Origin of the sequence: Ghiorsea bivora (assembly GCF_000744415.1) — a bacterium.
Taxonomy (GTDB): domain Bacteria; phylum Pseudomonadota; class Zetaproteobacteria; order Mariprofundales; family Mariprofundaceae; genus Ghiorsea; species Ghiorsea bivora.
This window is the reverse complement of sequence record NZ_JQLW01000010.1, coordinates 1-22,525: the sequence shown is the minus strand read 5'-3', so window position 1 is coordinate 22,525 and position 22,525 is coordinate 1. Positions and strand designations below refer to the sequence as shown.

Below are 22,525 nucleotides of genomic sequence, written 5' to 3'. Positions count from 1 at the left end.
ACAAAGCCTTATATATTAGCATATGATAATATATTAACAGGAGAGCAGTGATGGCAACAGTGGATTTAACAGCAGCAAATTTTGAAGAAAAGGTAAGTAATAGTGCTATCACTATTATTGATTTTTGGGCACCTTGGTGTGGACCATGTAAAGCTTTTGCGCCAACATATGAAGAAGTTTCTAAGAATCATCCCGATGTGATGTTTGCCAAGGTGAATACAGAAGTTGAGCAACAATTGGGGGCGCAGTTTAATATTCGTTCTATTCCGACGTTGATGGTGATTCGTGAGAATATTGTGATTTTTTCACAAGCAGGCGCATTGCCTAAAAATGCATTGGAAGATTTGGTGAAACAAATCAAAGAAGTGGATATGGATGAAGTTCGGGCTGCAGTGGCTAAAGAGCAAGCAGAAAAGAAAGCATAGTACAACTTTAAGACGCTTTTTATAAAAACCTTCGCAACCTATTTTGTGTTGTGAAGGTTTTTTTATATGGCACTCTTTTTTGCGTTCTTTTGACTACTCTGCTATATATAGAGTGGCAAAGATAAAAGGAGAGCCCATGGATTGGAATAGGCGTAGCCAAGCACAGAAGCTGAGCAGCAAACAAAAGCGTTTTTTGCAACGCGTATCATTTCTTTTGTTATTGGTTTTTGTTGTGACCTATTTGGTTTATTAACCAGTTTATTAATCGACTTCTTCAGCAAGCGGTCGCCAAAATCTAAGCATAGGTTCTGGCACTTGTTCCAGTTGGTTTAAGATAGGGCTAGCACACCACTGTCGAATCAAATCGGCATCCAAGGCTGGGTCAATCAGTCGAAATCCTGCTTCACCACTTTGGCGTGTACCCACGGCATCGCCTGCACCGCGGTGTTGCAGATCTGCTTCAGCGAGTTGTAACCCATCATAGCATGTGGTCATCAGTTTTAATCTATTTTGCGCGGTTTCAGTGGCGAGTTTACTGGAGATTAACATACAATAACTTTGTAAGTTAGATCTGCCTACGCGTCCTCTAAGCTGATGCAGCTGGGCTAAGCCATACATATCCGCATGTTCAATCACAATGACACGTGCTTCGGGTACATTGACCCCAACCTCAACCACGGTGGTGGAGACAATCAGCTTACAACGACCATCAGCAAAAGCATTGAGCGTATCTTGTTTATCCTTGGCTTTCATTTTGCCATGTAAACCCAATACATTTTCTTGGGGGAAGCGTTGTTTTAAAGTGTCCAAACGTTCATTTACGCTGACCATATCATCATCTTCATCAATGCGCGGTACAATCCAATACACCCTACCATCTTGGGTAAGCATGCGTTGCACTGCATTAGCAAGCGCAGGCATTTTATCTGCCGCAATCACGCGTGTTTCAATGGTTTTTCGCCCTTGGGGCAAGCCTTGCATGATGCTTAGATGCATATCGCCATACAATGCAAGTGCCAAAGAGCGGGGGATGGGTGTGGCAGTCATGGCGAGTAAGTGGACGGCTTCATTTTTATTCTTTTCTGAGAGTGCCCAACGCTGTTGTACACCAAAGCGATGTTGCTCATCAATCATGGCAAGCCCAAGGTCTTGAAACACCACGTCAGGGGTGAGTAGAGCATGTGTGCCTACCAAAACATCAATATCACCTGCCGCCAGTGCTTTGAGCATGGTGTTGCGTTCGCGTTTTTTGGTGCTGCCTGTGAGCAGGGCAACTACAATGCCGTGTGGCTCTAATAATTCACGTAGGGTGACGGCATGTTGCTGTGCCAAGACTTCAGTGGGAGCCATGATTGCGCTTTGTCTACCGTGTGCAGCAAGGCGAACCATACCTAATGCGGCAATCCAAGTTTTTCCCGCACCTACATCACCCTGCAATAAGCGGTGCATACGTTTTCCCGATGCCAAGTCATCACCAATCTCTTGCCAGACATGTTGCTGCCCTGCAGTGAGTTCATAAGGCAAAGCCTTGATAAATGTTTGTTCCTTTTCTGTTGCAGGCATTGCTTTGGTTAACACTTGGGCTTGTTTGCGTTGGGATTGCATGAGTTGTAAATACACCAGTAATTCTTCAAGTTGCAGTCGTATTAATGCTTGCTGCATGGTTTCAGAGTCGGGTGCAAAATGTTCGTTGTTGTGCAGCAGGCTTAAAGCTTGGACAAGGCTGGGGAAGTCAGGCAAATGTTTGTCCAAGGGACTTTGTGCTTCTTTGGCTAGCATTTGCACGGCTTTTTTTATCCATCCGCCCACTTTTTTGCCGTTAAATCCTGCCAAGGATGCATATTTGGCAACCCAACCCGCTTGAAAGCGGTCAAGGGGCAACCAATCGGGGTGTGTCATTTGATATTGATTGCCCCATTTGTCGGGTATGCCGCGCACCGTAATTTTTTGTCCCTCTTGCAACCTTGCATCACTCATCATGTACTTGGCATGGAAAAAGGATAATTGAATGCTTGCCCCAGTATCATCAGCTAGGGTGATATGCACAGTCGCTTTGCGCCCAAAACCATGGCTTCGACGGCTTTGAATCACCCCTTGAACCCGTGCCTCTTGTTTGGCGATTAAATCCTTGATGGGGGTAACCATACGGTCATCAATCCATGATTTGGGAAGATGAAACAATAAAGAACCTAAAGTATGATAGCCCAAGTTTTGCAGCTTTTTTGCAGCTACAGGACCAATACCATCGATACGCTCAATGGGCAGGTAAAAGCTTGGGTAAATTTCAATCGGCATGGGTTAAGTTTAACCTAGGTATAGTGAACATCAAAGTGATGAGCTGGTCACTTTACGTAGGCGTTGGTAACGCAATCGTGTTGTGGGATGCAATAGGTACAGGTATACCCAAAATACGATGGCATCAAACAGAAAATAGAATACGGCAATACCGCTGGGTGGGTTGCCGCTAGGTAACCAGTTGAATATGCCAAATGCAGTTTCAGGCCAATACCAACAGCCTGTGCTTGTGCCAACCAGCTCAATATAACATACAACAACAAACATAATGAGGAAAAAGGAGCGTGATTTTTTAGTGAAGAGCAAGATAAGCATGAAAGTGGCTGCGGCAACAAAACCATAAACATCATTGGTCCAGAATAGCCAAAAAACACTGTATGCGATGGAAATCATGAGCAATACACGTTGCAGATGTATATTGTATGTTTGTCTGTGCAGTTTTTTCGACATTTTGAGTGTCCAAGCAAAAATTAGACCATGGGCAAAAGCCAACCAAAGCGGAATATTATCGAGACGGTAATGGTACATGCTCAATACTTTGGAAAAAAGGTATTCACCTGTAAGCCCAATGATAATGCCAATTAACAAGACATTGCGAACTCGCTTGGTACCGTTTCGGTAAGCGCGGATAAAAGCTAGGAATACTAAAATTGTTGCTACCCATTGCCCATTGCCAACCAGTGCATCACCATATTCACTGTCGAGTAGCAAAAAGGTAGGCACACCAAAAATTAAGAAGAATATCGAACGAATGACTTCTTTATGGCTGGACAGGCTTTTTATCATTTAAACTCTTGCATAGAATAACGGTTGTTTGCGGTAAGATCATTGTAAGTGAATACTGTTTTTTGACCTGAATAGATGTTATCCTGGAGCCAAATTTCTTCTTCTTTTGTTTCTTCTTGGTGAATAGCTTTGCTCCATACACCTTTTTTTGTTTTTCCGTATTGGTCAGTGTAAGCATAGTCTGCCAACCAACGGTAACCACGTTCTTTTAAGTCATCTTTTTTATCAAAAGGCGCACCGACGGCAAAATAACGACGGCTTTGTACTCTAGCATGGTTGAGTAATTCGGACATGGCAAGTTTACCTGAATTAGGCAAAGTTTTACTGAGTAAGTGTAATGTAGCTTCAGCATCATTAACGGCTCTATGTCCCTCAAAGAAATAACCCAGCTTATATGCGATATAATCTAATTTTAGGCTGGTAATATTTTCATCCTGCCAATGAATATCGTTCAATGTACAAGCCCAATTGCTATCTGATATTTGGGGCAAACGACGCTCAAGCATTTGCCTGTCAAAAGCAGCATTGTGGGCAATAATTAAGCTGGACTTGTTGAGCCAATGCACAATTTTAGTTTCATCTAGGCTTTGCCCTATCAGCATGTCATCGGTGATACCTGTAACTTGTTTTACAATTTCTGTAAGCGGTTCTTTGGGGTCTTCAAAACCGCCATATCTCTGTAAAATATCATAAATGGCACCTGTGCCAGCATCATAGTGAAAAGCAATAAAACCCAACTCAATAATTTTATCCTTGCTGGTATCTAAACCTGTAGTTTCTGTGTCAAGCACGATACCAATACGTGGTGTTTGCGGGTTACCTTGATGGTAAGCTTGTGGCGCATCCAAACGCTCCAACACTTTGTATTGACCACCTTTCTCTAGTTGTTGTATTGCAGTGAGAATCTCATTCATGGTTGTTCATTACCTTTTTTCATGATTGACTTTATAGTTTGACTGAATACACCGACTTTGAAAGGTTTAAGAATAACTTTTTCGATTGTAAGCTTATGTACATTTAATTTTTGGTTAAGGTCAAACCCTGTTACAAAAATAATATTAATCTCAGGGTTTATGTTACGTAGTTGCTTGGCTGCTTCAATACCATCCATTTTTGGCATGGCAATATCAAGAACAACAAGCCTAATTTCATTTTGGTATCTTTTATATACATCCAGTGCTTGTAGACCATCAGAAGCTTGAACGACTTGGTAGCCTAAACTTTTTAGAATATCTGAGCCTGTCATTAATACCGATGGATCATCATCAACAAGAAGGATAAGTTCATTGTTTCCTAAATGAATATTCGTTTTAGCTTGAGATGGCTTAGTTACTGTTTCATTTTCGATTAAAGGTAGGTATAATTTGAAAGTTGCACCTTTACCCTGAGTGCTAGTGATGGTAATCAGACCACCGTGGGACTGGATAGCACCGAATGCCATGGACAAACCTAGCCCACTACCTTTATCAATATCCTTGGTGGTGTAAAAGGGTTCAAAAATATAATTTTGTTTATCTTTGCTAATACCATGCCCATTGTCCGATATGGTAATTCGAGCAAATGTATGACTTTGAAGCTCTGGATGGGCTGCTTTAAAGTCAGCATTCGCGGTGTAAGTGTCTAAACGCAGAGAAATATAGGGGTTTTCAGACTCAGCAACCGCATCTTTTGCATTATTAAGTAGGTTGATAATGACTTGTTGAAGTTGGTTGGCATCAGCACGTACGATTAGGTTATGTGTTGCATATAATTCTTGAGTGAATGTCACCTGCGATGGAAGGGTAACTTTATGCAGCTTTGAAACATCTTGTAAGAAATCTGTGAGCGACATGGGTTTGAGGTTAACAACACCTTTTCGAGCAAAAGCAAGGAGTTGTTTAATCATGTCGGCGGCCTGAAAAGATAAGTCTTCTATTAAACTTAGTTTCTTTAATGTGTTAGGTAAATGTGCCACTTCTTCTTTTGCCAAAAATATAGTGCCAGTAATACCGGTGAGTGTATTATTGAAGTCATGAGCGATGCCACCAACCAATGTGCCAAGTGCTTCCATTTTTTGCGCTTGGCGTAGTTGGTTTTCTAAATGTTCCTGTTCTGTCATATCCCTTAGTGTTGACACATAGTGTGTAATTTTATGTTGATTGTTTTTGATAGGCGTTACTGAAACAAGGGCAGGGTAAGTATCACCATCTTTTTTTATAGCATTCATTGTGCCACGCCAAGTATTACCCAGTTGTAAGGTGTTCCACATATCGGGATGCTGTTCGGCTTGTAAAATGCTATTAACTTTTCCAATAACTTCATTTTCTTGGAAACCTGTGATTGTTGTGAATGCGGGGTTAATATATTCCGTGATGCTAGCTTCATTGGCAATTAAAATAGCTTCGTCTGATTGCTCAACAGCTTGTGATAACTTGAGTAGTTTGTTTTTTTCAGATGCAAGTAGGGCATTGGTGTGGGTAAGTTCATTGGCTTGTATGGATACTTTTTGCAGGTTTAAAAAGTTATGTCGCTTATGAAATTCGATTAAGTAACCAGCTAAAGCACCAAAAATAAAGGATACATAGATAAAAAAATGCTGGGCAACCATTTCAGTTTGGCTTAAGGGAGATAATGTAAATGCATTGAGCTCATAAAATAATATGAAAAATACACTGACCATTGCTGCATGGCGAAAAGGAAGCCCTGTAATTAACCAAACCCATATGACCATTAAGTATGCTTCGCTAAAGAGCAATGAGGATGTTGTAATGTTTTCCAATAAAAAGTGATTCAGCCAAGCCATACATACCGAGCCGACAATCATGGTGGTATGAAAGAATTGCGATTTAAAATGTAGTGATAAGGCAACCAATGTTATAAAGAAAATAGCTTGGCTTACATGAATATTTCGGGCAAGCTGTTGGGATGCTTCAGGTAGAATGTAAAAGTCTAAGAAGGCAACGATAAAATATAAAACACTAACAAAAAGTAATGCCAAACGCATTTGCAACTTTCGCGTAGGCTGGCTAGCTCGTTCGTATAATGCTTCCATTTTTTTATCTTTAAAGCTAAGCCAAAGCTTATTGATAGCATCAAAATTAAGTGTTGAAGTTTTGGTGTTAGGCACTTATTGCTCCTTGTTGCATATATAGCTTAGTATTTACGCAACTTGAGTGCCAAAGAATTGGGTTATTCATGTGTTGTTAGCCTAGCCTGTAGCAATGGTGTAAGACTGCCATCGTTTCTAGGTGTAAACCCCTGTAAACGCATACCAGATACAGCAATAACTGCATCATACCACAATGGAATATAGACTTGGTCAGCTGCCATTTGCTGTTGTACCTTGGCATATAATGCTTTGCGTTCTGCTAAGTTTTGACTACTTGCGGCTTGTTTCAACCATGTATCAACTTGCGCATTATTATAGTGGCCACGGTTGGCTCCTTTGGGGGGCTGCATGTTGCTGGATAAAATCCAGCGATAAATATCAGGGTCAGTAATACCAACCCAAGATAATGAAAAGACTTGGAAATCACCGCGTTTGATGCGGGCATAAAAGCCCCCCCACTCGAGTGATTCAATGGATACATCCACACCAATTTTTTGCCAACTGTCAGCAATGGCAGTGACCAAACGTAAACGGGTGGGGTTGGTGCTGGTTCGATAATTGAGATGAAAACGAATACCATTGGCATGCCGCTTAAAACCAGCTTCATCCAAAAGCTTCTCTGCTTGGTCAGGGTTAAATGGAGTAATGGGAATATTGGCTGCTGCCCAATGGCTTGGGGTGAGCACCGTTTCGCCTAGGGTGGGTAGGTTAGCAAATAAAGCTCGTTTTAGTAGTTTTCTATCCAGTGCTAAAGCTAAAGCTTTACGTACCTTTTGATGTTTAAGAATCGCATCTTGCATGTTTAAACCGATATAAGAAAAGGTGGTGGATGGTTTGCTGGAAATGGTTAGATTCTTTTGCTTTTTAAGCCAAGGTAATAAGTGGGGTGGCAAATCATTTTGTGTAAAGTCGATTTCATTACGTACCAGTTTTAGTACGCGGGTTACAGGGTCTTTGATGGCAAGTAGTTCAATGGCTTGAATGGAATGATGATCGGGTTTCGCACGATCTAAATATATGGTGTTATTCCACTTGTTTAGTTTAAATGCACCACAACCTATGGTTTGTTTGGCTTGGTGAGGTTTATTGGCCTCTGAGGCTGGTAAAATACCGAGGTTTAAACGTGTAAGTAGTGAAGCATCAGGTTTATTTAGATTCAGGGTAAGTTGGTAGGGGTTGTTGACAGTGATATGCTCAATAGCAGTAAAACCTGCTCTAAGCGGGCTGGATAATGTTTTGTCTAATACGGCATGAATGGTTGCAGCAACATCCGTTGCGGTGACAGCTTGTCCATTGTGAAAGGTAAAATCGTGGCGCAACTTAAATGTCCAAGTATAGGGGTCTGTTTGTTGCCATGAGGTAGCGAGACTGGGTTTGGGTAAAAAATCTTCGCCGAGTTGAACTAAAGAACAATGTATGAGCTCTTGTACACGGTGTGATGCGGCATCTGTTGCGAATCGAGGATCGAGGCTAATCGGAGGCGATGCTAAGCCTATACGCAGAGTATTATTTTTAGGCTGATCTTGATGGCAAGCTGATAAGAGTATCAGCAGTATGATTGCATAGATTCTCACGCTTCCCATAAACTTAATGCTTCCACATGTCCTGTGTAGGGAAATAAATCTAAGGGGCGCAAAGCTTTGAGTTTAAAACCTGCATCGGCTAAAGCTTTGGCATCTCGTGCACCTGCTGCAATATCACAATTAACCATAATAATTTTTTTGGGGAAAAGTTGCCCAATTTGCTGACAAATACGTTTTGCCCCTTTGCGTGGGGGGTCTAATATAAGTATGTCGGCATTGATGAAAGGTTCGGTTGAAAAAACACCAAATAAATCCAATGTTTGATAGCTAGCATTTAAACCTAAGCGTTTGGCATTGTTGTTGGCAGCTTTAACACTGGCAGGGTTTAACTCTGCACCGACAACTTCAATACCTGTGGCTGCCGCAAGCGGCAGCGATAAGTTGCCACAGCCTGAAAATAAGTCGACAACACGCTTAGCATCTTTGCTCCAATCTAAAATTTGCTGAATGAGGATTTGGTTGCCCTTAGCATGACCTTGAATGAAGTCGTTGGGGCCTATTTGTATGTTGATGGACTTGTTTTCCGTGATTTGAATAGTATCAAATAAAGTTTGTACCGGTTTATGCAGTGCTTGAATGGATGGGGTTCCAAGTTTACTCCACCACCACTGTTGGTTGTCTTGTTTCGGAGGGGTAAAATCAGTGGGGCAGCTTTGTTCAGATTCTAGAATAATATGTGTGCCATTACTTAACGCTACAGCCTGAATGCTTTGAATAGATTGAGGCAATTGACTTGTTTCTAATTGTTTGCGCAGTGTGTCTAGGTCTTGAGTAATGGCCATGCAGCTATCACTGTGTACGATATGATGGCTAAATCGTTTGCGAAAACCTAATTTCCCATTGTCCATAAACCAACGAACCCGTCTGCGTCCTGCAAAGCCACTATTATTGGGTTGAGGGCTGCAGCTGATGACTGTGCTATGTTTGTCTATGAAGGCTTGAAAAGCATCCGTTACCCATTTGTTTTTGAGTTCAGCTTGTGTTGGTTGGGAGAGATGCTGCAAGGCGCAGCCGCCGCAGGTGTTGGCAACTGAGCATTTTGCTTGCACACGCTGTGATGATGGCGTGATAATATGCTTTATCTCACCACGAAAAACACCGCGTTTTTTTTCTGTATACTGAAATTGGATTCTATCTCCGACAACAGTGTTGGGGATAAGTACCGTATGATTGCGTTCACGCACCAAACCTTCACCGCCAGGTAGTATGGCTTCCACTGTTGCTGTGTATTGCTCGCTCATGCGTTAAGAAAGAATATCAATAGGACCAATCGTAATCGGGCGTGTAGATTTGAAGCGGATACGTATGGCTTGAATGAGTGGTGCAATTTTAATAATATCATTGATGGTCACTTGAATATCCACATCATCACCTTTGCGTTCAAAAATACGTTTCCAGGTAAAACCATTGGCAGGTTTAATTTCCAAATAAACATATCCTTTACTAAAGTCTGCACGACCAACACTGGCTTTATGTAAGATAATTTTAGAAATCACTTGGGGTTGATCAAAAACCAACTTGGATTCACCTGTCCTGCTAATTACCCTATGTGTTTTACTGCTGTTTTTCCTAAAGGACTTTTGAAAAAAAACATGATTTCCGCCTTTGAATTCATGTTTGTCACTGGGTAGAGCTTTAGACTTATCACTACGTGTTACAGTATAACGTACTTGTTTCGTTAGGAGCACGGGTGCTGTTACTTTTTCTTTTTTAGGTTTGTTTACTTTTTTTGTTTGTGCTGTTTTTTTCTTTTTGGCTTGCGCGACTTCTTTTTTTGGCTTACTGACAGTCTTGGTACTTTGTTTTGCCACAAGAGGTTTTGAAGTTTTAGTTTGTTTATTACTGGGTTGCTCAAGCTGCATTTTGGCTATTTCTTTTTTTGCTAAAGCAGGTTTAGTTTGTGTTTTCACTTCTTGGCGTGATGTTTTTTGTGGATATGGTGATGCAGTTTTTTCTGCCATGGTTAACACGGCGATGACAAGTGCACCCAAAGCTATAAAAAGAAATGCAATGCCTGATAAGCCAGAAAAAAGCTTCTGAAGTTTTGGGAAAGTACTAAGCCAAAAGCGGTAAAGTTTTTCTTTGCCATGTTGTATCCATTGCTGTGCGACCTCAGCATTGCTAGGGGGCGGAAGGATAATAGAGGTTTTGCTAACATTCGAACTTGAACTTTGCTGTGATTTTCTCGTCTTGGTAGGCACGGGTTTAAGGTGAGCCATGATATCAACAATCTTATCGCGAACAACGGCAGCACTTTCAGGGCGACTATGTTTACTTTTGCTGAGTAATTTAAGAATAAGGTCAGATAAGGCTGGTGGTATGGATGGCTCTAACTTGTTCGGAATAGGTGCAGGTTCGCGCACTTGTTTTTCCATGATTTCAAATTCGCCGCCATTGCTGGAAGCATCAAAGGGAAGTTTACCCAAGACCATGTAAAATAATAAAATACCGAAAGCATAAAGGTCGGTTCTTGCATCAATGGGTTTGTTTAAAATTTGTTCAGGTGCCATGTAGCGAAATGAACCAACGGTGGCACCACTTTGTGTGAGGTCGTCTTCACCTTGTTCGGGTTTGGCAAGCCCGAAATCCAATAGTTTAACTTCACCTTTGTTTGAAACGAGCACATTGGCAGGTTTTAAGTCACGGTGAACCATGTCAAAGTGATGTGCAGCTTCTAAGCCAGTAAGTACATCGATAGCAATGCTAAGTTTTTTCTCTAGTGATAGGTCTGGATGACTTTTAAGGTAGGCTTTTAAGTCTTCACCTTCAATCAACTCCATAATCAAAGCCATATGGGTTTCATCTTCAAACAAAGAGAGCAAGGTTACGATGTTGGGGTGCATGACCTTAGCATGCATGCGGGCTTCACGGCGGAAACGTTGTTTTAAATTTTCGTGGCGTAACAAGTGTGGATGTAATACTTTAATCGCTACAGGTCGCCCCAATTCTTTGTCGATAGCGCGGTAGACAACCCCCATCCCACCTTGACCAAGGCGTGATTCAATAATGTAAGAACCTAAGTGCGTTATGTCTTCGCTGGGTTGATTTTGTTTTGGGGTGTAGCTCAAAAGGTCTCCTGTATTTCAGGCTTTATATCCATGCCGATAAGCCGATTGTTAATGTTCAATACTCAATGTCAAGGCAAATGCGCTAAGTTATATTAGCCAATCGGTTTTTTAATGGTCTATGGTGTGCATCACATAAGCAAACTGCCAATGCATCAGCCGCATCTTCGGGCAAAGGAAGGGGAGGTTTCAGCAGAGCTTTAATCATGTGTTGAATTTGATTTTTATCAGCGCGCCCATGCCCTACAATGGCTTGTTTAACTGCGGTTGCAGAGTATGTATTGATAGGGAGGTTTGCATGGCAACATGCTGCAATCAAAGCGCCCCTAGCTTGCCCCAGTTTTAAAGCAGAAGACACATTTTTAGAAACAAAGACATCTTCAATGGCGGCGCAAGAAGGCTTGTATATGTCTATGATACTTGATAATTCTTGGAATAAAATGCCCAAACGCTCAGTGAACTCTCCCGTTCCGCAGTGAATCACATGGTGGTGAACATGGCGTACTTTATTGCCATTGACATCAATAATGCCAACGCCTGCTTTACGAGAGCCAGGGTCGATTCCCATAAAACGGATGTTTGTCATAAGGGTGTGTGACTACTTAAATTTTGTAGGGTATGAACGAGTTTTTTTCGCCCGATAACAAAACGAAAGGGATGACCACCATTGATGCGCCAAATCCACGCAGCACGAATACCTGAAAGTAACAAACAGCGAATTTGTTCAGTATTTTTACTTTGTTTGAGGTGTTCGGATTTACCACGGATGATGATACGAGGTTTTATGGTGCTTACTGTTTCACCATACAGATGTGCAATCGCTGCAATGATATTTTCATGGCATGGATCATTGAAGAACTGTACTTGTTTGTGAATCCTTAGCATACCATCACCGATGTGTTGTAAAGTATTGGCGCGTTTGGCAAGTTTCTTTTCTACAGCAAGCATACTTGCTGCATAGCTGACAATTTGTTTTGAATGTTTGATGTCTTGACCTTGAAGAAGCCGTTTGGCTTGTGTGTTTCCTAGAGAGAAATGCCCGTCTTGGGTATAATCATCATTGAGTAAGGCATCCATACAGTGTTTGAAATATACAGGGTCACATTTTCCAGTTTGGGTGATAGCGGTAATGAGGCACGATGTTTGCGCCAATGCAGCCACAGCAAGTGCACGTTGTTTTTCGCGTTGGGCTTTATCATTTGAGTGGTAGGGTGCAGCTTTCATGTGGCGTAGTGTGGCGGTGTATATAGGATGTCACAAGTATAGGTTTATCGAGGTGTTGGTGTGGTTGATTTTTTTACCCAAGTTCGCGCTTGTTTATTAGAAAAAAATATAGATACAAAGGTGACGTTCATTCATCAATTGGCAAAAGATGTGCGTCAAGGTTGTGTGATTAACTTGCAGACTTTTGGTGATGTGTTGGCTGTGAATGAAAATGGTCGCCCTGATAAACCAAAGTTGGTGAGAGCAACAGGTGTTCCTAAGCGCGGTTTTGGCAGTCTTGAGGGTAGGGCAATTATGATGCATGCTATTGCTCATATTGAATTTAATGCCATGAATTTGGCTTTGGATGCTGTGCAACGCTTTTCTGATATGCCTGAAGCGTATTATCGAGATTGGTTGCAGGTTGCCGATGAAGAAGCTTATCATTTTGAACTTATACGCGCACATTTACGTTTTCTAGGTGCTGATTATGGTGATTATCCAGCGCATAATGGTTTATGGGAAATGGTGGAGAAAACAGCACATAATGCGTTACACCGTATGGCCTTGGTGCCTAGGGTGTTAGAAGCAAGAGGCTTGGATGTTACACCAGGTATTCAGAAAAAATTACGCCAAGCAGGGGATAAACATGCAGCCACATTATTGGATATTATTTTTGCCGATGAAATAGGGCATGTCGAAGTAGGCACACGTTGGTTTCGTTATTTATGCAAACAAGAGCATAAAAAGGCTGATGATACATTTCTTGCTTTGTTGGATGAATATTTTCCTAAGGGTTTATATGGACCATATAATATGGATGCGCGTGAAGCTGCAGGTTTTTCACAGCGTGAACTGCAAATATTGCTGGATGGTTAAGGAAGCTCTGAATACTCATGAACTCGTACCTTGCGCCCAGAACATCCAAACTATGCGTTGTGATTTTGAGCAATAGCCTAGCTATTCCATACAACTCATGCCTAGATTTTGAATGTTCTGAACTACAATTTTCTTCATTCAGACTTATTCAGAGCTTCCTTAAGTAACCTGCCTGTTCGTTATTTTTAACTCGATGTTTTGAGCTTGCGGTAAGTTTGCATAACTTTTTTTACATAACGCTTGGTTTCTGGGTAGTTGGGTATGGCATTGCCCGCATGTTTGACGGCATTGGGCCCTGCATTATAGGCTGCAAGGGATAATTCGATATTTTGTCCAAATGTATTTAACATTTGTCTGAAATACTTTGCACCACCCTGTATGTTTTGTATGGGGTTCCAGCTGTTTTGAACTTGGAGTTGCTTGGCTGTTTGGGGCATGAGCTGCATCAGCCCAATGGCACCAGCTTTGGAGTATGCTTGGGGGTTAAAAGCAGATTCAGTATCAATAATGGCTTGTAATAATTTGTAATCCAATTGGTTTTGGATGGCAGCATAGCGAATATGCGGTAGAAACTTGGTTTTATTTGTTTGGTATTTTTCAATGTTGTAACCCGCTGTACTTTGTTGCGTAAGTTTGGGGCGATAGATGGAGATAAGTTTGTATGAATCGTCCATGCGTTTGTCTGTAAAATACAATTGACCATCAGCATTATGATAGGTGTAAATATCTGCAGCAGCGGGAAGGCTGATGCCCAATGCAATAATATATGCAAGTCGTTGTAATATCATAATAAATATATGGTTCCAAGACCTAAGAAAGCCAAGAAGCCAACCACATCAGTAACCGTTGTGAGTATGGTGCCACTGGCGAGTGCTGGGTCAATATGTAAACGCTGTAGGGTGAGCGGAATGAGTGCACCAGCAAGACCTGCTGCAATCAGGTTGACCATAATGGCAGCGGCAATGACAAAGCTGAGTGCGAGGCCATATTCAGGGAACCAAAATTTAGCAACAAGCCCAACAAAAAACGCAAAACATAAACCTGTAACTATGCTTACGCCGACTTCTTTGAGTAGTGCGCGTTTGGCATTGTTAAATGTGATGCGCCCAAGGGCAATACCACGAACCATGACGGTGAGCGTTTGCGTGCCCGCGATGCCGCCCATGCTCGCGACAATAGGCATCAATACAGCAAGTGCTACGATTTGCTGTAATGTTGCTTCAAATTGGGAGATGACTATGGATGCAATAATGGCAGTGGCTAGGTTAAACATAAGCCAAACACCACGCCGCCATGCCGTAATACCTACAGGTTCAGCAAGGTCGTCTTGATTGGATAAACCTGCCAAGTGATACATATCCTCAGTGGCTTCATCTTGTACCACATCAATGATGTCATCTGCAGTGATACGGCCGACCAATACCCCTTGTTTATCAACAACAGGAAGGGCTAATATATCATATTTGTTGAATATTCTTGCAACTTCTTCTTGGTCTTCATCTACTAAAACACGAGGGAAGTCAGCATCAGAAATGCGCCAAACCTCTTCGTCAGGCTCGCAAAAAAGAAGAGAGTGCAGTTGAATGACACCTGTTAATCTATCATGTTGGTTTACGGTGTAGATATAATTGAGGTTTTCAATGTCTTTACCCCAACGTCGAAGTACGTTTAAAACTTTTTCTACTTTCCAGTCATCACGAACCTTGAACAGTTCTGCTTGCATTAATCCGCCAGCAGATTGTTCGTCATGAGCAAGTAGGGGCTCAATGCCACGCCTATCTTCGGGGTCTAGTCCTTTGATAACCTCATTAGCAACTTCAGGTTTAACTGCTTGTAAGATGTCTGTTGCATCATCAGAGTCCAAGTGTTCAACAACATCTTCAATATCACTGGCATTTAATTGTGCGAGTAAATCTTCTTGGATGCCTTCGGGTAATTCAAGTAATGTGTCGCCAAGTAAGTCATCCGGAATAAGCTGCATCAGTTGCAATCGTTCTTGATCGGTGCGACAGGCGAGCAGTTCTTCAGCAAGTTCAGAGGCATGCATGGTTGCGATTCTTTTTTGCAATCCCAAGGTAGATGTTTCAATATCTACATGTTTATTGTCTTCTGGCATGTTATCCTCGTTTTAAACTAACAAAGTGCTAGTTGTGTTTATGAACTCTCCCACCTTAATTGTAACTATGTTGTTTTTAAAGATAAATATCAAGAAAATGATTTCTTTTATACTGTTTGTTTTCACTGATTGTTTGGTTAATAGGTAGGTGAGCCACAGTATTCAAAATACTGTGTATCTGAAACTGTTTAGATATTTCTGTGGGTGATCTTACCGATCCGTATTGGTGATGTTTAACTCGTATTTTTGAGCTTATGCCATCACTAAAAGGTACAAGATTAGGCTCAGCAGGGATGAAGGTGGTATATACGCTTTGTTGATAAAGTGCTAAAGGAGTTGGTTTTGTTTTGGGTTATAATTAAGGGTTTATCACAGTAGAATATACCCAAGCTGATACTTTATATACGTTTCCACTTTAAATATAACCACGACAGTCTTGCAGACATGTTAAAATAAGCCATAGTCATGCCTATAAATTAACGGATGGAATTAAACCATGGCAAACATTAATGATGAAGGTTTTTTAGAGCTTTCGGGCATTCACCAGCATAATTATCAACAACAACTTAGTAGCAGCAATTTTCCAGTATTAGAAGGTCTATCACCTCTAAATCTTCGTGTATTGAATCAGGCTTCACAAGTCATGAATGTTACCAAGGGTGTTGAGATGATGGTGGCAGGTGATACACCGCACGATTTATATTTTATTGCTCAAGGCTCTATGGCTGTAGCTAAAAAACATGCGGAAAAATCGTTGGTTGTTGCTACCTTAAAAGCTGGTGACTTTTACGGGGAATATGGGGTACTGCGAGGAAAAACACGGTTTGCATCTGTATATACCGCTGAGCCTTCAGTTATTATACGGGTTGGTTTGCAAGCTATACAACAGGTCTTGGATGCAGACTTAGACTTTAAATCCAGAGTTTTTTCTATTATGAAACAGCGTGTTTTGAGTAGTTTTTTGTGTACGCATGTGGTGTTCAGAGCGTTTCCAGCATCGGTTCGGGATACATTATCCACGCAATTAACAGTTTCCGAATTAGAGCGCGGCGAGACACTATTTACCCAAGGTGAAAGCGCAGATCGATATTATATTATTTTATCGGGTGAAGCTGAGGTATTGATACAACAGTCTGGCAAAACATTGCTTTTGGAAATACGCAGGGATAATGATGTTTTGGGTGAGGTACGCGTGGATAAAGGCAGTAAATATGGGTGTACAGTTGTTGCTACGAATCAGTTGGATTTACTTGCTTTAGACAAGGCAGCTATGCTATCCCTACAACAAGTTGAGCCTGACATAGTCAAACGTTTACAACAGTTTATTGTGCAACAAAGTAAAAAGACGATTGCCAAGATACAAAGTTTGTAGGTAATAATATTGAATGTTTACTTATAGAATATCATCAAAAAGCCACCCTGTTGGCATAAAAAGCCATCTTATAATTATTCAAAAAGCCATATTAAACAAAGGTAGCAGAGAGAAATACCTAAATTCATCGTTACCCTTACTTAAACATTTGGAAACAACGGTGGCAAATACCTCTTGTTTTCAAAACAAAATAAAGGCACACTCTCATGTTCATTTTACTCTGTGGGAGGGGTTTATGTCTAACTTGAAATACGTCAAAACTATACTTTGCTTGGTGTTGGGAAGTTTTCTTCTTATGAATTCATCAACACTGAGGGCAGGAGAAACTAACCAACCTAGCGATAGTTTCGTTCTAGTCTCGCAATATCATATCTTAGTTGCGTCCAATGACAGTGATAATGATGGTATTCCGAATAGTGAAGATGATGACGACGATAATGACGGCATAAAAGATAGCCAAGATGAAGACCATGATGGTGATGGTTATACAGATGCAGAAGAAGTTGCAGCAGGTTCTGACCCTGACGATGAAGATAGCGTTCCTCCCGCAGATACTACCCCTCCAGTTTTAACTGTACCTGCAAACATAACCATTGAGGCGACAGCTATTCTAACACCTGTTTCATTAGGCACTGCAAGTGCTACGGATAATATTGATGGCACTGTACCCGTAAGTAATAATGCACCAGCAACATTCCCACTTGGTGTCACAAGGATTACATATACAGCAACAGATACGGCTGGTAACACAGCAACTGCAACGCAAACAGTCACTGTTGTGGATGCAACTGCACCCGTTCTAAGTGTACCTACAAGCATCACCACAGAAGCAACTGGCTCTCAAACTTCGGTCACATTGGGTACAGCAACTGCCACAGATATATTCGGTGCAACAGTTACGAATGATGCACCTGCCACATTCCCCGTGGGAGTTACGACAGTTACATACACTGCAACTGATGGAAATGGACTAACCAGCACGGGAACGCAAACAGTTACCGTCACTGATACAATTGCGCCTACAATTACAGTGCCAGCCAATATTACCGTAGAAGCTACAGCAGCTTTAACAACAGTTAACCTTGGTGTTGCAAGCGCAGCAGACTTGGTGGATGGTGTTGTTAGCGTTGCCAACGATGCGCCAGTTTCATTCCTTGTAGGAACAACAACCGTTACCTACACAGCCACAGATACCGCAGGAAACATTGCGACTGCTACTCAAACCGTAACAGTCACTGATACTACGCCTCCAGTATTGTCGCTTATCGGAGCAACAGCTATCACTGTAGAAGCTGGAAGTGTTTATACAAATGCAGGCGCAACCGCCGTGGATTTGGTTGATGGGAATATTTCTAGTCTTATCTCTGTAACAGGAACGGTTGATACAAATATTTTGGGTAGCTACACTTTAGCGTATCAAGTCAGCGATGCTTCGGGTAATGCCGCCGTATCACTTTCTCGCACGATTACAGTTGTGGACACAACACCACCTGCAATTACTGCATCAGCCGCAGTGTCTGCAACATCAGGCGACAATCTTCCTATCGCTGTAAATATAGGAATAGCGATTGCAACGGACTTATTTACGGTCACAATCACCCATGACGCACCTGTGACTTTTCCCGTAGGGACAACGGTAGTGACATGGACTGCAACAGATGCCAATGGAAACGCTACCACAGCAACGCAATTGGTGACTGTAACCCTTGTGGACATAACACCGCCAACAGTCACAGCACCTGCAAACATCACACTTGAAGCTACGAATGCTTTAACCACGGTTAACCTTGGCATAGCCTCAGCCGCTGATATTGTAGATGGTACTTTGCCAGTTACAAGCAATGCGCCAACAGCTTTCCCAGTAGGTACAACCATTGTCATTTATTCAGCCACAGATGCGGCTGGAAACACGGGTACTGCCACGCAGTGACAATCACTGATACTACAGCACCAAGTCTTACACCACCTATTGATTTGGTGGTAGAGGCAACAAGCATAGTGTTTACGCCAGTATTCAATTTAGGTGTTGCGACCGTAATAGATTTGGTCGATACAGGTTTAATTGCTACACATAATGCACCAGCATTGTTCCCTTTCGGTACAACACCTGTAGTTTGGAGTGTTGCCGATTCAGCGGGGAACACAGCCACAGCAACGCAATTGGTAACCATTGTGGATACCACGCCCCCATCTATTACAGCACCCGCTGTAATTCAGGCAACATCCAATGATAATCAACCTGTACCCCTAGCACTGGGCACACCTGCGGCTACTGACTTGTTTGCAGTCACCATCACCAACGATGCGCCTGCGACTTACCCAGTCGGTACAACCACGGTGACTTGGACAGCGACAGATGCCAATGGTAATACTGCTACAGCAACTCAGTCGGTAACAGTAACCTTTGTGGACATCGCACCACCCGTGATTACACCGCCTGCCAACATCACCCTTGAAGCCACAGCAGCATTAACGACTGTAAACTTAGGCATTGCCACAGCAACGGATAATGTGGATGCCAGTGTAGTGATTACCAATGATGCACCAGCAACATTTTCTGTGGGTATAACCACGGTGACCTATTCGGCAACAGATGCAGCGGGTAACACTGCAAGTGCCACGCAAACTATAACTATCACAGATACAACACCACCGATTATCTCTGCACCTCTAGATGTGAACCTCACATCAACTGATGGTAACCCTGTGATTGATGTGATTGGTACAGCATCAGCAACCGATTTGGTTGATGGCACAGTGACGGTGACCAACGACGCACCCAATGCTTTCCCAGTCGGCATAACAACCGTGACATACACAGCAACCGATGCCGCTGGTAATAGTGCAACAGCTACTCAGGTGGTTACAGTAACCTATACGCCGCCACTTCCTCCAGTGTCACAAGCGGCAGCATCCATATCCGATGGCAGTTTTGGTGCCTTGTATCGCAGCCTTGTGCCAGCGGATGCCACGATTGCAGCTTATGATGATAAACGCTTCTCTATCATCACAGGTATCGTCAATGACTTGAATGGCAATGCGATTTCAGGGGTTAAAGCCATGATTCATAATCATCCTGAATATGGCTCCAGCCTTACGGATGCTACTGGCCGCTACTCCTTGCCCGTTGATGGTGGTGCATTGCTCACGGTGGATATGACCCATGCCAATTATTTGATGGTACAACGTCAGGTGAAAACGGAATGGAATCAGATCTATATCGCAGAAACCGTTGCTTTGATTGCTCAAGATACAAAAGCCACCGTGGTCACATTTAATGGTGACCCCTATACCAAAATTGTGCACAGCTCCACACCAGTCACTGATGTGGATGGGACAAGAGCCACGCATTTGGTCTTTTCAGGCGATACCACAGCAACAGTCAAACATGCCGATGGTTCTATAACTTCACTCAATGGTCCGATTACAGTACGAGCCACAGAATTTATTCGCCCAGATACCATGCCAGGTAATCTACCGCCCACCAGTGCGTTTACCTATTGTGCTGATATTCGGATAGATGGAACATTGCCGACAGATTCAGTACAGTTCTCAAAACCTGTCATTATGTATGTCGATAATTTCCTGAATTTCCCAGTTGGAGCGGTTGTGCCAGTTGGTTATTTTGACCGTGTCAAAGCGGTTTGGATGCCATCGGATAATGGGGTCGTGGTTCAGCTACTTGATGTTAATAATGATGCTGTAGTAGATGCAGTGGATAGCACGGGTGATGGCTTGCCCAATGATTTAAATGGGAATGGTTCATTTGCGGATGAAGTGGCTGGTATTGTTGGTAACCCTGTTTATTTGGTAGGGGCTAGGTATTGGCGGGCAAGTGTGAATCATTTCACACCATTTGACCTAAATTGGTCAAGGAGTAGAGGTGGAGGGAGAGAAGCTCCAAAACCAAAGAAAGCAACAAATACTAAGAAGCTAGCTACAACAGTTATCAAAGAAATAAAAGTTTGTCCTGGGTCAAAAGTAGACTGTGAGTCGGGTGTATTTACTGAAGATATATCAATTCCAGGTTCCGATATAGTAATTCATTATTCATCGGACAGAGTTCTAGGATACCCCCTCTGTCAGGATAGTTGCCGCCTTCTCAAAAAAGTCTCATAAGTCATGATGAGGCATTCAGGAGATAGTGAATGACGCGATATTCAGAAGAATTAAAAGATAAGTTGGTTGAAAAGATGCTGTCTTCGCCTGCTGTTTCTGTTGAAACTTTGGCGAAAGAAACGGGCATAGCTAGAAGCACGCTTTATAGATGGAAACAAGCTGGTGGTGCTCGTTCTAGTGCCACGAAGTGGCGCAGTGAGGATAAGTTTAATGCTTTGATTGAAACAGCCGCATTCAGTGCGGTTGAGCTTGGCGAATACTGCCGCAAGAAGGGTATTTATGTTGAGGATATTGAGGCTTGGAAGCAGGCAGCGATTCGTGGTAATCGTGAGCAAGGTGAACTTGATATAGCAGCCAAGAAAACCGCGACCCAAGCAAGTAAGGAGTTGGCGCGTTTGCGGCGTGATATTGAGCGCAAAGATAAGGCTTTGGCAGAGGCAGCTGCGCTGTTGATACTGTCAAAAAAAGCCAATGCCATCTGGGGGGATCCCGAGGCAGAATGATTGCCAAGGATGAACGTCAGGTGGCTGTCACACTACTTCATGAAGCTATAAGTGCAGGGGCGCGTATGCATAAATCTTGTCATATTCTGGGCATTTCTACGCATACATATTTGCGCTGGAAAAAGGTTGGAGGGCTTGAAGATAAGCGCTCGCAGGTTGTGCGTGTACCTAGCAATAAATTGAGTTTAGAGGAAAGAAAACAAGTGCTTACCATCTGTAACAGTGAACCATACCGCTCATTACCACCTTCACAAATTGTACCTATGCTCGCAGATGAAGGGCGGTATATTGCTTCAGAATCAAGCTTTTATCGTATTTTACGTGAAGCAAAGCAACTGCATCGGCGAGGCAAAGCTGCGGCACCTCGCAAGGTTATAAAACCTAAAGCTTTTAAGGCTACAGCAGCCAATCAAGTATGGAGTTGGGACATCACTTATTTGGCTGCCAGCATCAAGGGTAAGTTTTACCGTTTGTACTTGGCCATGGATATTTTTAGCCGCAAAATTGTAGGTTGGGAAGTGCATGAATCTGAAACTGCCGCTCACGCATCAGCATTGATTCAAAAGGCATGTTTGACTGAAAACACTGTGGAAAAAGAGCTTGTTTTACACTCAGATAACGGCTCACCAATGAAAGGTGCGACCATGTTGGCAACCTTACAACGCTTGGGTGTTGTACCATCGTTTAGTCGCCCATCAGTCAGCGATGATAACCCATATTCTGAATCTCTATTCAGGACGCTGAAATATACACCAGCTTACCCATCTCAACCCTTTGAATCATTGGCAAAAGCTAGAGCGTGGATACATACTTTTGTGACGTGGTACAACACTGAGCATAGGCATAGTTCGTTAAAGTTTGTAACACCTGTGCAGCGGCATAGTGGTGAGGATGAAAGCATTCTTAACCATCGAAAAAAGGTCTATGAAATGGCAAAAAAACAGCAGCCCAAACGCTGGTCAGGAAACACAAGAAACTGGGGTAGGTTAAACCACGTTTGGCTTAACCCTGAAAATGAAATTTGCGCAAAAAATGAGCCTTGTCTCAATGCTGCGTGACCAATGAAGGTGCAACTATGTTGACACACACCG

Annotated in this window: 17 protein-coding genes; 6 read left to right on the top strand and 11 right to left on the bottom strand. The window is 42.5% G+C overall.

The features are described from left to right. Positions 1–50 precede the first annotated feature (50 nt). Positions 51–425 (top strand): thioredoxin, encoded by a 375-nt coding sequence (trxA, locus tag DM09_RS08390; protein WP_038249881.1) that lies wholly within the window; start codon positions 51–53, stop codon positions 423–425. A 261-nt stretch (positions 426–686) separates the two neighbouring features. Here the strand turns inward: trxA and DM09_RS08385 are convergent, their stop codons facing one another. The 9 genes from DM09_RS08385 to DM09_RS08345 form a co-directional block, all read right to left on the bottom strand. Continuing rightward, positions 687–2,720 (bottom strand): ATP-dependent DNA helicase RecG, encoded by a 2,034-nt coding sequence (locus DM09_RS08385; protein WP_038249879.1) that lies wholly within the window; start codon positions 2,718–2,720, stop codon positions 687–689. Positions 2,721–2,750: 30 nt separating this feature from the next. Further along, positions 2,751–3,506 (bottom strand): hypothetical protein, encoded by a 756-nt coding sequence (locus DM09_RS08380; RefSeq protein ID WP_051938330.1) that lies wholly within the window; start codon positions 3,504–3,506, stop codon positions 2,751–2,753. Beyond that, positions 3,503–4,420, bottom strand: coding sequence for a 3'-5' exonuclease (locus tag DM09_RS08375; RefSeq protein ID WP_038249876.1), 918 nt, complete (start codon positions 4,418–4,420; stop codon positions 3,503–3,505). Before DM09_RS08375 ends, DM09_RS08380 begins: the two co-directional genes overlap by 4 nt. Beyond that, positions 4,417–6,612: a hybrid sensor histidine kinase/response regulator gene (locus DM09_RS08370; RefSeq protein ID WP_051938329.1), complete on the bottom strand. Its 2,196-nt coding sequence runs from the start codon at positions 6,610–6,612 to the stop codon at positions 4,417–4,419. Before DM09_RS08370 ends, DM09_RS08375 begins: the two co-directional genes overlap by 4 nt. Positions 6,613–6,674: 62 nt before the next feature. Beyond that, positions 6,675–8,177 carry an ABC transporter substrate-binding protein gene (locus tag DM09_RS08365; protein WP_099098503.1) on the bottom strand — a complete coding sequence of 501 codons (1,503 nt, stop codon included), beginning with the start codon at positions 8,175–8,177 and terminating at the stop codon, positions 6,675–6,677. Further along, on the bottom strand, positions 8,165–9,418 hold the full coding sequence (locus DM09_RS08360) for a class I SAM-dependent RNA methyltransferase (RefSeq protein ID WP_038249874.1): 1,254 nt from the start codon (positions 9,416–9,418) through the stop codon (positions 8,165–8,167). The genes DM09_RS08365 and DM09_RS08360 overlap by 13 nt, the downstream gene beginning before the upstream one ends. A 3-nt stretch (positions 9,419–9,421) precedes the next feature. After that, positions 9,422–11,245, bottom strand: a complete 1,824-nt coding sequence (locus DM09_RS11165; protein ID WP_051938328.1) for a serine/threonine protein kinase — start codon at positions 11,243–11,245, stop codon at positions 9,422–9,424. 82 nt (positions 11,246–11,327) lie between these two features. Then, positions 11,328–11,828, bottom strand: a complete 501-nt coding sequence (gene ruvC / locus DM09_RS08350) for a crossover junction endodeoxyribonuclease RuvC (protein ID WP_318024159.1) — start codon at positions 11,826–11,828, stop codon at positions 11,328–11,330. Next, complete coding sequence (locus DM09_RS08345) at positions 11,825–12,466, bottom strand: lysogenization protein HflD (RefSeq protein WP_051938327.1); 642 nt, start codon at positions 12,464–12,466, stop codon at positions 11,825–11,827. The genes ruvC and DM09_RS08345 overlap by 4 nt, the downstream gene beginning before the upstream one ends. A gap of 60 nt (positions 12,467–12,526) precedes the next feature. Here DM09_RS08345 and DM09_RS08340 point away from each other — a divergent pair, with 60 nt between their 5' ends. Beyond that, positions 12,527–13,324, top strand: a complete 798-nt coding sequence (locus tag DM09_RS08340; RefSeq protein ID WP_038249871.1) for a ferritin-like domain-containing protein — start codon at positions 12,527–12,529, stop codon at positions 13,322–13,324. 185 nt (positions 13,325–13,509) lie between these two features. Here the strand turns inward: DM09_RS08340 and DM09_RS08335 are convergent, their stop codons facing one another. Together DM09_RS08335 and mgtE are read right to left on the bottom strand one after the other, a co-directional pair. Beyond that, entirely contained in the window at positions 13,510–14,112 is a 603-nt protein-coding gene (locus tag DM09_RS08335) for a lytic transglycosylase domain-containing protein (RefSeq protein ID WP_038249870.1), read from the bottom strand. Next, positions 14,109–15,440 carry a magnesium transporter gene (mgtE, locus tag DM09_RS08330; RefSeq protein ID WP_038249869.1) on the bottom strand — a complete coding sequence of 444 codons (1,332 nt, stop codon included), beginning with the start codon at positions 15,438–15,440 and terminating at the stop codon, positions 14,109–14,111. Before mgtE ends, DM09_RS08335 begins: the two co-directional genes overlap by 4 nt. Before the next feature lie 496 nt (positions 15,441–15,936). Between mgtE and DM09_RS08325 the strand changes: the two genes are divergently transcribed. The 4 genes from DM09_RS08325 to DM09_RS08305 all read left to right on the top strand — a co-directional run bounded on the left by DM09_RS08325 (position 15,937) and on the right by DM09_RS08305 (position 22,492). After that, positions 15,937–16,812, top strand: coding sequence for a cyclic nucleotide-binding domain-containing protein (locus DM09_RS08325; RefSeq protein ID WP_038249867.1), 876 nt, complete (start codon positions 15,937–15,939; stop codon positions 16,810–16,812). A gap of 295 nt (positions 16,813–17,107) precedes the next feature. Beyond that, positions 17,108–18,742: an HYR domain-containing protein gene (locus DM09_RS08320; RefSeq protein WP_038249865.1), complete on the top strand. Its 1,635-nt coding sequence runs from the start codon at positions 17,108–17,110 to the stop codon at positions 18,740–18,742. Continuing rightward, the gene (locus tag DM09_RS08315) at positions 18,739–20,931 is read left to right on the top strand and encodes an HYR domain-containing protein (protein WP_038249863.1); all 2,193 of its coding nucleotides are present in this window, start codon (positions 18,739–18,741) and stop codon (positions 20,929–20,931) included. Before DM09_RS08320 ends, DM09_RS08315 begins: the two co-directional genes overlap by 4 nt. Before the next feature lie 29 nt (positions 20,932–20,960). Beyond that, a protein-coding gene (locus tag DM09_RS08305) for an IS3 family transposase (RefSeq protein ID WP_232507708.1) occupies positions 20,961–22,492 on the top strand; the annotation gives its coding sequence in 2 pieces (ribosomal slippage) (positions 20,961–21,399 and positions 21,399–22,492; 1,533 coding nt in all). Positions 22,493–22,525 lie beyond the last annotated feature (33 nt).